The sequence below is a fragment of the Streptomyces sp. NBC_00872 genome (assembly GCF_045161915.1).
Classification (GTDB): domain Bacteria; phylum Actinomycetota; class Actinomycetes; order Streptomycetales; family Streptomycetaceae; genus Streptomyces.
This window is the reverse complement of the sequence record NZ_CP108806.1, coordinates 6,631,614-6,643,785: the sequence shown is the minus strand read 5'-3', so window position 1 is coordinate 6,643,785 and position 12,172 is coordinate 6,631,614. Positions and strand designations below refer to the sequence as shown.

Annotated in this window: 11 protein-coding genes and 1 riboswitch; of the genes, 2 read left to right on the top strand and 9 right to left on the bottom strand. The window is 69.8% G+C overall.

Annotation, left to right across the window (positions count from 1 at the left end):
- Positions 1-27: 27 nt before the first annotated feature.
- The 4 genes from OG214_RS28360 to OG214_RS28345 all read right to left on the bottom strand — a co-directional run bounded on the left by OG214_RS28360 (position 28) and on the right by OG214_RS28345 (position 4,336).
- The gene (locus tag OG214_RS28360) at positions 28-1,062 is read right to left on the bottom strand and encodes an NlpC/P60 family protein (RefSeq protein WP_405986344.1); all 1,035 of its coding nucleotides are present in this window, start codon (positions 1,060-1,062) and stop codon (positions 28-30) included.
- A gap of 289 nt (positions 1,063-1,351) precedes the next feature.
- Positions 1,352-2,374, bottom strand: a complete 1,023-nt coding sequence (locus OG214_RS28355) for an NlpC/P60 family protein (protein ID WP_363080065.1) — start codon at positions 2,372-2,374, stop codon at positions 1,352-1,354.
- Between the two features lie 321 nt (positions 2,375-2,695).
- Entirely contained in the window at positions 2,696-4,060 is a 1,365-nt protein-coding gene (locus OG214_RS28350; protein ID WP_363080083.1) for an NYN domain-containing protein, read from the bottom strand.
- 33 nt (positions 4,061-4,093) lie between these two features.
- Positions 4,094-4,336: a hypothetical protein gene (locus tag OG214_RS28345; protein ID WP_093594168.1), complete on the bottom strand. Its 243-nt coding sequence runs from the start codon at positions 4,334-4,336 to the stop codon at positions 4,094-4,096.
- Between the two features lie 151 nt (positions 4,337-4,487).
- Here OG214_RS28345 and OG214_RS28340 point away from each other — a divergent pair, with 151 nt between their 5' ends.
- A complete protein-coding gene (locus OG214_RS28340) occupies positions 4,488-5,198 on the top strand; it encodes a rhomboid family intramembrane serine protease (protein WP_363080064.1) in 711 nt (236 codons plus the stop codon).
- A complete protein-coding gene (locus tag OG214_RS28335; RefSeq protein ID WP_363080063.1) occupies positions 5,195-5,476 on the top strand; it encodes an Lrp/AsnC ligand binding domain-containing protein in 282 nt (93 codons plus the stop codon). The genes OG214_RS28340 and OG214_RS28335 overlap by 4 nt, the downstream gene beginning before the upstream one ends.
- Positions 5,477-5,497: 21 nt before the next feature.
- On the opposite strand, the gene OG214_RS28330 is transcribed toward OG214_RS28335, so the two are convergent.
- From OG214_RS28330 to OG214_RS28310, 5 genes are all read right to left on the bottom strand, one after another.
- Entirely contained in the window at positions 5,498-6,907 is a 1,410-nt protein-coding gene (locus OG214_RS28330) for an aminotransferase class V-fold PLP-dependent enzyme (RefSeq protein WP_405986343.1), read from the bottom strand.
- A 222-nt stretch (positions 6,908-7,129) separates the two neighbouring features.
- Positions 7,130-7,247: riboswitch (SAM riboswitch) on the bottom strand.
- A 142-nt stretch (positions 7,248-7,389) separates the two neighbouring features.
- Positions 7,390-8,460, bottom strand: a complete 1,071-nt coding sequence (gene trpD / locus OG214_RS28325; RefSeq protein ID WP_405986342.1) for an anthranilate phosphoribosyltransferase — start codon at positions 8,458-8,460, stop codon at positions 7,390-7,392.
- A gap of 186 nt (positions 8,461-8,646) precedes the next feature.
- Positions 8,647-10,314, bottom strand: a complete 1,668-nt coding sequence (locus OG214_RS28320; RefSeq protein ID WP_405986341.1) for a cytochrome bc complex cytochrome b subunit — start codon at positions 10,312-10,314, stop codon at positions 8,647-8,649.
- Positions 10,311-11,366 carry a Rieske 2Fe-2S domain-containing protein gene (locus OG214_RS28315; RefSeq protein ID WP_365903906.1) on the bottom strand — a complete coding sequence of 352 codons (1,056 nt, stop codon included), beginning with the start codon at positions 11,364-11,366 and terminating at the stop codon, positions 10,311-10,313. Before OG214_RS28315 ends, OG214_RS28320 begins: the two co-directional genes overlap by 4 nt.
- On the bottom strand, positions 11,363-12,172 hold the full coding sequence (locus OG214_RS28310; RefSeq protein ID WP_363080057.1) for a c-type cytochrome: 810 nt from the start codon (positions 12,170-12,172) through the stop codon (positions 11,363-11,365). The genes OG214_RS28315 and OG214_RS28310 overlap by 4 nt, the downstream gene beginning before the upstream one ends.

Here is a 12,172-nt window from a genome sequence, read left to right as displayed (position 1 = left end):
GGCGTGCCCGGGAGCGGGACCGGTGGATCAGACGCGGGTGACCGAGGAGACGGGCATCATGCCCACCGGGTCGTAACGCACCGAGGCGCCCGGATACGGGGCGTGGATCACCTGGCCGTTGCCCGCGTACATCGCGATATGGCTCGCGTCGTCGCGGTATGCCACGAGATCCCCCGGCCGTGCCTCCGAGAGCGGGACCTGACCGCCCGCGTACCGCTGCGCCTGGGAGGTACGCGGCAGTCCGACGCCCGCCTGCGCGTACGCCCACTGCGTGAGTCCCGAACAGTCGAAGCCCGAGGGCCCGTTGGCGCCCCACACGTAGGGCCGGCCCACCGCGCGCTGGGCGGCGAGCATCGCGGCGGAGGCCCGCGCGGAGGCCGGTCCGCCGCCGGAGAGCGTGGCCGGTCCGCCGCGGCCGGAGCGGGAGGCCCGGTCGTAGGACTCCCGGTCGGCCGCGGGCAGGGAGTTCAGCAGCCGCCGTGCCTGCGCGAGCTTCCCCTCGACGGTGCGCTTGTGCCGGGCGACGACGGCCCTGCTGCGCTCCAGCTCGGTGAGATCGCGGGCGGCTTCCATACGTACCTGTCCCAGCCTCCGCTGGGCCTGCTTGAGTTCTCTCAGCGCACCGGACTGGCGTTCGCCGACCCGGTCCAGTACGGAGGCCTTGTCGAGATAGCTGTCGGGGTCGGAGGAGAGCAGCAGGGCGAGGGCGGGATCGATCCCGCCGGAGCGGTACTGGGCGCCGGCGACCGAACCGAGCGCTCCGCGCATCCGGTTGACGCTCTCCTGGCCGCGCGCCGCGCTGTCCTGCGCCCGGTCCACCAGCGCGCGCAGCCGGTCCACCCGCTCGGTCGCCTTGTTGTACTGCTCGGTCGCCTTCTCGGCCTGTTCGTAGAGCCGGTCGACCGTGGCCCGGGTCGCCTCGGGCGACTGCCGCGGGTCGGCGCCCGCCGGGACCGCTCCGAGGGCCGCGGCCGCCGTGGCCGCCGCGGCGGACAGGGCCACGGCCGCGCCACCGCGGTAAACCAGGGGGCCGGAGTGTGAGGGACGGCGATGGGACACCACAGGAGGCCGCACTTCCTTCCGCTGAACGCACTGACGCGGCCCCCGGCCGCCCGACGGGCGGACCACTGGCCTGAGCCGCGGGAGCAGACAGTAGCGGGGCGATCACGGAGCGGCCAACGACCGCCCCGCGCACACAAAGTGACGCCCCGCCGTAGACCACAGGTCATCGGCGGGGCGCGGTGTCAGCGGGAGGTGCGGGAATTCGCCCGAATGGGCGGGCATGGTGTCCGGGATCCGGCGGGAAGGGAGTGCGGCGGAGCCTCGGAACGGAATTCCCGGGCGCGGAACCTCAGATACGTACGCCGAACTGGAACGGCATGTTGTTGATCGACTCGTAGCGCACGCTGGCACCCGGCTTGGGGGCGTGCAGCACCTGGCCGTTGCCCGCGTAGAAGCCGACGTGGTGCAGGTCGCCGTAGAAGATGACCAGGTCGCCCTGCTGGAGCTGGCTCATGCCCAGCCGCGTACCAGCGTTGGCCTGGGCCTCGGAGGTGCGGGGTATGGAGACACCGGCCTGGGCGTACGCCCATGAGGTGAGCCCGGAGCAGTCGAAGGAGCTGGGGCCGGAGGCGCCGTAGACGTACGGCGTGCCGATCTTGCCCTGGGCGGCGGCGAACGCGGCCGACGCGCGCTGCGAGGCGGGCACCGCATTGCCGAGGTCCGCGCGGGAGCTGGCGCGGTTGGCGCGGGACTCGTCCTCGGCGATCGAAGCGCGCTCCTGGGCGGTGAGCGTGTTGAGCAGCTTCTGCGTCTCGGCGAGCTTCTTGCGGACCTGGTCCTTCTTCGCGCGCAGTTCCTTGCGGGTCTCGTCGAGGTCCTGGACCTTGGTCTGCGCTTCCTGGCGCTGCTGCGCCAGAAGGCGCTGCTTCTCCTGGATCTGCTGGAGCGACTCGGCCTGCTGGGCGCTGACCTGGTCGAGCGTGGACGCCTTCTCCAGATAGCTGTCCGGGTCGGAGGAGAGGAAGAGCTGCACGGCGGGGTCGATACCGCCGGTGCGGTACTGGGCGCTGGCCATCGAACCGAGGCTGTCGCGGAGGTCGTTCAGCTCGTCCTGACCGCGGGCGACCTTGTCCTGGAGGGCGTCGACCTCCTTCTCCAGCTTGGTCTGCTGCTCCTCCACGCCCTTGTACTTCTCGGTGGCCTTCTCGGCGTCCTCGTAAAGCTTGTCGACCTTCTCCTTGACGTCGCTCTTGCTCGGCTGCGGGGCGGCCTGAGCGGCCTGAGCGGTCAGGGCGACGGCGGCGGCAGCGGTCGCGGTGAGCACGGTCACACGGGCGCGGCTCGGCTGCTTGGGACGACGGTGGGACGCCACGGAGGCGAGCTCCTTCTTCCTCAGCCGCCTACCGGGCCATGGGGGACACAGGGCCCCGGCTCCATACGTCCCACACCCCTGCCAGCTGGGCCGAACTGTATGAAATCGGCGGTTCCTTCGCTGTCACCCCGGGTGGGTGATCAACCGCGCGAAGGTTCGACGCCTGACCATAGTGACCTTCTTGTGATCAGTTCAAATCCTGACAGGGAAAATCTCTGTCAGGACGCGCATTATTTACAGATGCCACACAGACAGCGATGGGCATTTAACGCTGCGTTCCAGCAAGAAGCCATCAATTCGGGCATTGATCCCACAAGTTGACTAGATGCGCGAAAGCCGCTTCAGCAACAAGGCGGACGCGACGGGTCTGGCGCCGGCCTGAGCCACTCCGTCCGCGACCTCACGGTCGGTGGAGACCACCACCAGCGGCCGCCCCGGCGGCTCCGCCCTGACGAGCTGACGGATCAACTCGTCCGCGGTCACACCCGGTTTGGAGAACAGCACCCGCACCCCGCGCGGCGGGGCGAGCAGCACGGGCGCCGCCAGCTCAGCGCCGTCGAAGACACAGGTCATCTCCGCGCCCGACTGCGCCGCGAGCATGGCGAGCCCGCCCAGCAGCCGCAGCCGCTGCTTCTCCAACGGCATCGTCGGATAGCCGGTCTTGGTGACGTTGTAGCCGTCCACGATGAGATGGGACTGCGGCAGCGCGAGCAACTGGTCGAGCAGAGCGGGATCGGTCTCGGAGAGCGCGCGGGCCGCCACGTCCTTGGGCGACATCCGGCCGGGCTCGACCGCGTCGACCGTATCGCCGGGCCGGACCGTGGCGGGCGGCAGCGCCAGTTCGCGCCGTAGCCCCTGGGCCGATTCCAGCACGGTGTCCAGCAGCAGCCGCAGCCGCATGTCCTCCACCGAGCGCCCCTCGCGGGCGGCCCTGCGGCTCGCCTCGACCGCCGACTCGGCCTCACCGAGCCGCGCCTTGATCCGGCGGGTCTCGCTCTCCGCGGCCGACACCGCGGCGGCGGCCTCGGCCCTGACCGCCTCGGTCTCCGCGTGCACCCGGCGCAGAGCGGCCTCGCCCCGCTTCACATCGCTCTGGGCACTGCGCAGTTTGCGATGGAGCGACTCGGCCTCCTTGCGGGCCGACTCCAGTTCCGTACGCAGCCGCTCGGTCTCGCTCTTCGTCAGCGCCCTGGCCACGGCCAGTTCCTCACGCAGCCGCTCCAGTTCGCGCCGGGCCTCCTCGTCGGCGCGCTCGGCGTCCGCACGCTGGGCCTCCTCGCCCGCGGCGGCCACCAACTTCACCCATCCGGGGGGCCTGAGCACATACGCGGCCGCGGCCACGTCGACGGGATCCGCGGCCGCCGGCGGCGACCCCGACTCCAGGGCCCCGGCCAGCTCCGGCTGGGAGTGGCTGATGCGCTCACCGATCCGCTGCCGGAACAGCGGATCGCTCTCCAGGGCGGCCGCCATCGCGTTACCGGCGAACTTGGCCCGTCTGTTGGGCGTGAACCGGGCGTACTGGCGCAGCTGCGCGGGGAGTTCGGTGACGGTCAGACCGCCGAAGGCGTCCGAGACCAGCGCGATGACCCTGCGTCGTACCCCGTCCGGGAGCGGGCGGTCCAGCGCCTCCGCGGCGTCACCGCCGGCCGCGCCGGCCGGCTCAGCACCGCTTGCGGCCTGCTCCACATCCGTCACCCCATACCCTTTCGGGCGGCTCCCTCAGGAACCGGCGCCCGGCCTGTCCACCAGCTCGATCTGATCCACCGCGTTGCACCAACGGCAGCGCACCGACTCGATGGTCTCACTGACCACCTCGCGCTCCTCGACCCTCGGTTCCCCTGCCAGGTCCAGATGGACGTACTCGACGGCCTTCGACGATCGCGTCACGTCGAAACGCGTGAGATTGCCGCACAGTGTGCAGCGCCACCGGGTGGCGGCCGTCGGCTGGGGAACCGTCGTCATCATGCGTCCTCTTTCGTCGTCCCTGCCGCCGTCGCCCGCGGCGCGCCGTCGAACAGCGGATGTACTCCTTGCAACCCTACGGCCTCCGGGCCACCCCAGGGAGCGGCGAGGCACTCTGTACCCTTCACTCCCGGTAAGCCATGCTCTGTCGGTGAATACGTCGCGGACGACGGCCGGCGGACCGGTGGTGACCCACACGCTGATCGGCCTCTGCTGTCTGGCATTCCTGTTCAGTCCGTCGTCGGGGTTCAACCCGGCGTACGGCAGAGGCGAGGCGCTCCTCGACGCGCAGAGCCTGTATTTCGAACGGTGGGGCGTCATCCCGGTCGAGCTGCTGAGCGGTTCCCCACGCGCCCTGTTCACCCCGCTGACCGCGCTCTTCGTCCATGGAAGCTGGCTGCATCTGCTGGGGAACATACTGTTTCTGTTCGTCTTCGGCGCGATGGCGGAGGAACGGCTGGGCCGGGCGCACTTCCTGTTCTTCTATCTGACCGTCGGCTGTTTCGCACTGCTCACGTACGCCATGGTGAACGCGGCCTCGGACCAGACGCTGGTGGGGGCCTCGGGCGCGATCTCGGGGGTGCTCGGCGCCTTTCTCTATCTCTTCCCGAAGGCCCGGGTCACCAGCCTCTTCCCGTTCCTGTTCTTCCTGCCGCTGCGCTTCCCCGCCTGGATCGTGCTGATCTTCTGGTTCGCGATCCAGTGGCTGGCGGCGCGCGGCGCGGGCTCGGGTCCCGGCGTGGCCTATCTCGCGCATCTCGTGGGCTTCGCCACCGGGTTTCTCTACGCCTGGGGGCGGTACTGGCGTACCGATAGAGTGGGAGACCAAACCGCGGCCACCGAGGGAGAACGTCAACCGTGATCACCGCGATCGTGCTCATCAAGACCAGCGTGGCCCGGATCCCCGAGATCGCGGAGTCGATCGCCGCGCTGGACAGCGTCAGCGAGGTCTTCTCGGTGACCGGTACGTACGACCTGATCGCCATGGTGCGGGTGGCCAAGCACGACGATCTGGCGGATGTGATCCCCGGCCGGATCAGCAAGATCGAGGGCGTCGAGGCCACGGACACGCATGTGGCGTTCCGTACGTACTCACAGCACGACCTCGAAGCGGCCTTCGCCATCGGACTCGACGCGTAAGGCCGCCTGCGGCTCCGTGCGTCAGGCCGCGGCGCCGTCCCGGTCCGGGACGCAACGGCCGTCCTCCGTACGGTAGTTCCAGCGCGCTCCCTGGCTCACCAGCTCCCGTACGGCCCGGACGAAGCGGTCCACGTGCTCGTCCGGGGTGCCGGCGCCGAAGCTGACCCGGATCGCGTTCAGCGAGCGCTCACCCGGCTCGGCCTCCGGGGCGCCGCACTCCCCCGGGTCCTGCGGGTCGGTGCCCAGCAGGGTCCGCACCAGCGGGTGCGCGCAGAAGAGACCGTCCCGTACGCCGATGCCGTACTCCGCGGAGAGCGCGGCGGCGAAGTGCGAGCTGTTCCATCCGTCAACCACGAAGGACAGGACACCGACGCGCGGGGCGTCGTCGCCGAACAGCGAGAGCACCCTGACCTCGGGCACCTCGGCGAGACCCGCGCGCACCCGGGCCACGAGCCGCCGCTCACGGTCGACGAGGGTGTCGAAGCCCGCCTCGGTGAGCGCCCGGCAGGCGGCGGCGATCGCGTACACCCCGATGACATTGGGGGAACCGGCCTCGTGCCGGGCCGCGGTGGTGTGCCACGCGACATCGACCCCGCCGTCGCTCCGCCGGGCCACCGCGCGGCTGGCGCCACCGCCCGCGAGATAGGGCTCCGCGTCCTGGAGCCAGTCGGCACGGCCCGCGAGCACCCCGGAGCCGAAGGGCGCGTACAGCTTGTGCCCGGAGAACGCGACCCAGTCGACATCCAGCCCGGCGATGTCCACGGGGTGGTGCGGGGCGAGCTGCGCGGCGTCGAGCACGATACGGGCGCCGTGCGTGTGCGCGGCGGCGGCCAGCTCCCGTACGGGCCACAGCTCGCCGGTCACATTGGAGGCCCCGGTCACACAGACCAGCGCCGGACCCCGGGGGTCACGCTCCGCGAGCGCCCGCTCCAGGGTGGCGACGGCCTCGGCGGGGGTACGGGGGGCGTTCAGATAGGTGACACGAGCCTCGCGCCAGGGCAGCAGCGAGGCATGGTGCTCGGTCTCGAAGACGAACACCTGGCAGTCGGCGGGGAGCACCGCGGCGAGCAGATTCAGCGAGTCGGTGGTCGAGCGGGTGAAGACGACCTGGTCGTCGGGGCGGCAGCCGAGGAACTCCGCGACCGTGCGGCGGCTGTTCTCGAAGAGGTCGGTGGAGAGCTGCGAGAGATAGCCGGCGCCGCGGTGGACACTGCCGTAGTACGGCGCGTACGCGGCCACGTCGTCCCACACCCGCTGGAGGGCGGGGGCGCTGGCGGCGTAGTCGAGCGCGGCGTAGCTGACCTCGCCGCCGGTGACGAGCGGCACGGTGACATCACGCCCGAGGACCGGCAGCGGGTCGGTACCGGTGGTCGCGGCGGCGGTGGTCGCGGTGTCGGTGGTCGCGGCGGCGGCGTTCAGGTATGCGGACATGGCGATATCTCCCGGCAGGACAAGTCGGAACGGCTTTCAGGAACCCGCACGGCGGCACCACGGCTCGACGGAGCCGCGGAGGCGGTGACGGGGGGTGCCTCGACGCATGGAGGCGTACTGAAGAAGGGGCCGAAAAACCCCTGGGGCCTGTCGGACAGGCCCTAGCACATTCGCTTGCTCACGAGACTGCTCCCTTGAGGACCAGGACCCCAAGGTGCAAGGGGTCCGCGCTTGCCGCGGACCTCGCTGCCCACGGCCTGGTCTTCACCCGGGGCACCCCGCCACGGACGGAGGGTTGCCGGACAGCGAGCCGGGGCCTTAATCGCTGTCACTCATGACCTGGTCCAAGATTATGGCACAGGGTGCCGCGCGCCCCAACGGGTGTCCGCGATACGGGACGTGTGTGCGGGGCGGGACGTGTGCGGGGCGCGCCGCCCCCGTACCCGGGTCGGTGCGCCCGGCACCCGGTGACCGGTACCGCGCTACGCGCCGCGGTGGCTCGCCGCCACCCAGCGTTCCAGCGTGCGCCCCGCCGCGCCCGAGTCGACCGACTCAGCCGCCCGCGCGATCCCCGCCGCGAGCTGGAGGTCCAGGGAGTCGCCCGTCGGGTCCAGGGCCACCAGCGCCGCCGCCGAGTTGAGCAGCACCGCGTCGCGTACGGGGCCGGTCTCGCCGGCCAGCAGCCGGCGGGCCACATCGGCGTTGTACGAGGCGTCCGCGCCGCGCAGCGCCTCGACCGGGACCAGTTCCAGGCCCACGTCCCGCGGGTCGAAGGCCTCCTCGGTGACCTTGCCGTCCCGTACCACCCACACCCGTGATGTCGCGGTGGTGGTCAGCTCGTCCAGGCCGTCGTCGCCGCGGAAGACCAGGGACGAGTTTCCGCGCTCGGCGAGCACACCCGCGACGATCGGCGCCATCCGTACATCCGCCACGCCCACCGCCTGGGCCCTGACCCGCGCCGGGTTGGTGAGCGGGCCGAGGATGTTGAAGGTGGTCTGGGCGCCGAGTTCCCTGCGCGCCTTGGCCGCGTACCGCAGCGCGGGATGGAACTTCACCGCGAAGCAGAAGGTGATGCCCGCTTCCTCGGCGACCTCGGCCACCCGCTGGGGGGTCAGCTCCAGATTGACGCCGAGCTTCTCCAGTACGTCCGAGGCACCGCTCGCCGACGAGGACGCGCGGTTGCCGTGCTTGACGACCTTGGCGCCGGTGCCCGCCACGACGATCGCCGCCATGGTGGAGATATTGACCGTCTTGGCGAGATCGCCGCCCGTGCCGACGATGTCGACCGTACGGCCCGGCACCTCGATGGTGTTGGCGTGCGCGTACATGGCGCGCACCAGGCCGGAGACCTCCTCGACCGTCTCGCCCTTCGCCCTCAGGGCGACCGCGAACCCGGCGATCTGCGCGTCGGTGGCCTCGCCGCTCATGATGCGGTCCATGGCCCACGCCGTGTCCTCCGTGCCCAGACTCTCGCCGCGCAGCAGCGGGTTCAGCACGCCCGGCCAGGTGCGGTCCGCCACGGTGTCGCCTCCGACGGGGGTCACAGCGCTCATGCTCGCTCCTGGTGGGTTCCGGGACGGGTGTGCGGACCGTACGAGGCCCGCGCCACCAGCCTATCGGCGTACGCCCGGCCGGCAGGACGGATGCCCGGAGTACGGACGGCCCCACGCCGAGGGCCCCGGCCGGTCCCCCTCGCGGGGAGACCGGGCCGGGGCCCTCGGTGGTGGCGAACCGGTGGATCAGTGCTTGCTGTGGCCGCTGGTGATCTCCTCGTGCCCATGGCCGTGCGCGGCGGCGATCTCGTTGTACTCCTCGGCCGTCGGCTTGGGGATCTGGTTGCCCTCGCCGTAGTAGCCCTTGCTCAGCTTCACCCGGAGCTTCTCGGCAGGGCCGACCTTGCGCCGTACGCCGTTCTCGTCGACCTCCGGGCCGATCTCGGCCGGCTTGTGCTGGTCGTGGGCGGTCAGCTTGTGCAGATCGGACTGGTCCAGCGGGGTGTGCACCTCGATGAACTCACCGTGCGGCAGCCGCTTGATGACACCGGACTCGCGTCCGTGCAGCACCTTCTCCGCGTCGCGGCGCTGGAGGCCCAGACAGATCCGCTTGGTGACGACGAAGGCGACGACCGGTCCGACGAAGAAGAAGACCCGCACGAACCAGGTGATCGCGTTGATCGACAGATGGAAGTGCGTCGCCCACAGGTCGTTGCCGCCGCCGACAAGCAGGATGAAGTACCACGTCAGCCAGGCCACACCGAACGCCGTACGGGTCGGCGCGTTGCGCGGGCGGTCCAGGATGTGGTGCTCGCGGTTGTCGCGGGTGACCCAGCCCTCGATGAACGGGTAGACCGCGATCGCGACCAGCACCAGCGGGAAGATCACCAGCGGGATGAAGACACCCAGCACCAGGGTGTGTCCCAGGAAGTTGATCTCCCAGCCGGGCATGACCCGGATGAGTCCCTCGGAGAAGCCCATGTACCAGTCGGGCTGGGCTCCGGTGGAGACCTGGTCGGGGCGGTAGGGACCCAGCGCCCAGATCGGGTTGATCGTGGCGATGGCGGAGACGATCGTGATGAGCCCGAAGACCAGGAAGAAGAAGCCTCCGGCCTTGGCCATGTAGATCGGCAGCAGCGGCATGCCCACGACGTTCTTGTTCGTACGGCCGGGGCCTGCGAACTGGGTGTGCTTGTGGTAGAAGACCAGGATCAGATGGGCCACGATCAGTCCCAGCATTATGCCGGGCAGCAGCAGGATGTGGACCGAGTAGAACCGGGCCACGAAGTCGCCGCCGGGGAACTCCCCGCCGAACAGGAACATCGAGAGATACGTGCCGACGACCGGCACCGACAGGATCGCGCCCTGCATGAAGCGGACACCGGTGCCGGACAGCAGGTCGTCCGGGAGCGAGTAGCCGGTGAACCCGGTGAACATGCCCAGGACGAACAGCAGGAAGCCGAACAGCCAGTTGATCTCACGCGGCTTGCGGAACGCGCCCGTGAAGAACACGCGCATCATGTGGACGAGCATGCCCGCGAGGAAGATCAGCGCGGCCCAGTGGTGGATCTGCCGGATCAGCAGACCGCCGCGGACGTCGAAGCTGATGTCCACCGTCGAGGCGTACGCCTCCGACATCGTCACGCCCTGGAGCGGGACGTAACTGCCGTGGTACACCACCTCGTTCATCGAGGGGTGGAAGAACAGGGTCAGATACACACCCGTGAGGATGATGATGATGAAGCTGTAGAGGCAGATCTCGCCGAGCATGAAGGACCAGTGGTCCGGGAAGATCTTCCGCATATTGGCCTTGGCCAGGGAGTAGATCCCCAGCCGGCCGTCCGCCCAGTCGGCGACCCGCTCACCCGCGGGAGCCTGGCGGTTCTTGTCGTCCGTAGCAGTGCTGGTACTCATCCGCGCTCCCAGAAGGCAGGACCGACGGGCTCGTCGAAGTCGCCGAGCGCCTCGAGGTTGCCCTCCGCGTTCACACCGATCCGCAGCTGCGGAAGGGGGTGACCGGCCGGGCCGAAGATGACGCGGGCGCCGTCGGAGAGGTCGAAGGTGGACTGGTGGCACGGGCAGAGCACATGGTGCGTCTGCTGCTCGTACAGGCTGATCGGGCAGCCGACATGGGTGCAGATCTTGGAGAACGCCACGATCCCCTGGTGGGACCAGTCGAGTTCACGCTTGTCCTTGATCTCGTCCGGCTGGATCCGGACGATCATCAGGGCCGCCTTGGCGATCTGCTTCTGGAAGTCCTCGCTGTGCTCCTCCAGGCCCTCCGGCATGGCGAAGGTGAGCGAGCCCACCACCACGTCCTCGGGACGCAGCGGCTGATTGGTGTTCATGTTGATGAGCTGCTTGCCCTTGGCCCACAGCGTCGAGCGGAGCTTCTTCTCGGGCAGCGGACCGAGGTCGCGCAGCAGCACCACACCGGCGAGCGGCACCAGCGCCATCGCACCGAACATCGTGTTGCGGATCAGCTTGCGCCGGCCGAAGCCGGACTCCGCCGCACCGGCCGCGAAGTCCGACAGGACCTTCGCCTTGACCTCGGGCGGCGCCTCGATCGGATGGCGGTCGTCCGCCACCTCCACGTCCGACATCAGTGTCCGGGCCCAGTGGACCGCGCCCGCGCCGATGCAGAACAGGGCGATGCCGAGGGTCACACCCAGCGAGAAGTGCAGGATGCTGACATGGCCCAGCGGGAAGATATAGACGATCTTGCTGACCGGGAACGCCACGAACGAGGCGATGAACGCGACGGTCGCCACCATCGACAGCAGGAACAGCAGCGCGACCGTACGCTCGGACCGCTTGGCGGCCCGCTCGTCGATGTCCTGTATACGGGGCCGGTGGGCCGGCAGTCCCGGGTCGGCGAACGGGTCGTTCGCACGCTCGACCGCGCCGTGCGCGTCGCCCTGCTCGCTCGGCAGGTTCTTCTCTGGAAACTCTTCTTGGCTACTCATGACTTCTTGGCCTTAGCGGTGTGGGCCGCGACCCAGACGGCGGCTGCGATCAGAACACCCAGACCGACGATCCAGCCGAAGAGACCTTCGCTGACGGGGCCGAGGCCACCCAGCTTCAGACCGCCGGGGCTCGCGGACTTCTCTCCGTTCACCGCCTGGATGTACGCGATGATGTCCTTCTTCTGCTGCTCCGGCATCGTCGAGTCGGGGAACGAAGGCATGTTCTGCGGGCCGGTCTGCATGGCCTCGTAGATGTGCTTCGGGCTCACACCCTCAAGATTCGGTGCGCTCTTGCCGTTCGTCAGTGCGCCACCCTCGCCGGTGAAGTTGTGGCACTGGGTGCAGTTGGTGCGGAAGAGATCGCCGCCCCTGGCGACATCCGCGCCGGCGGGGTCGTACTGGTTCCCGGTCGGGATGATCGGACCGGCGCCGAGGGACGCGATGTACGCGGCGAGCTGGTCGATCTCGGCCTGCGAGTAGATGACCTTCTTCTTCGGCACCTGCACGCCGGGCTGCTGCGCGGGCATACGGCCGGTGCCGACCTGGAAGTCCACGGCGGCGGAGCCGACGCCGACCAGGGGCGGGCCGTCGCTGCTGCCCTGACCGCCGGTTCCGTGGCAGCTTGCGCAGCCGACGGAGTAGAGCTTCTTGCCCTCCTCGATGGCGAGGGACTGGGAGGTCTCGTCAGCCTGTGCCTTGCCCGCGGGCGCGAACGCGGCGTACAGCCCCCCGGTGGCCGCCAGCGCGAGGAGTAGGACGACGACCGCCGCCAGCGGATGGCGTCGTCGTGCGGAGAGCTTTTTCAC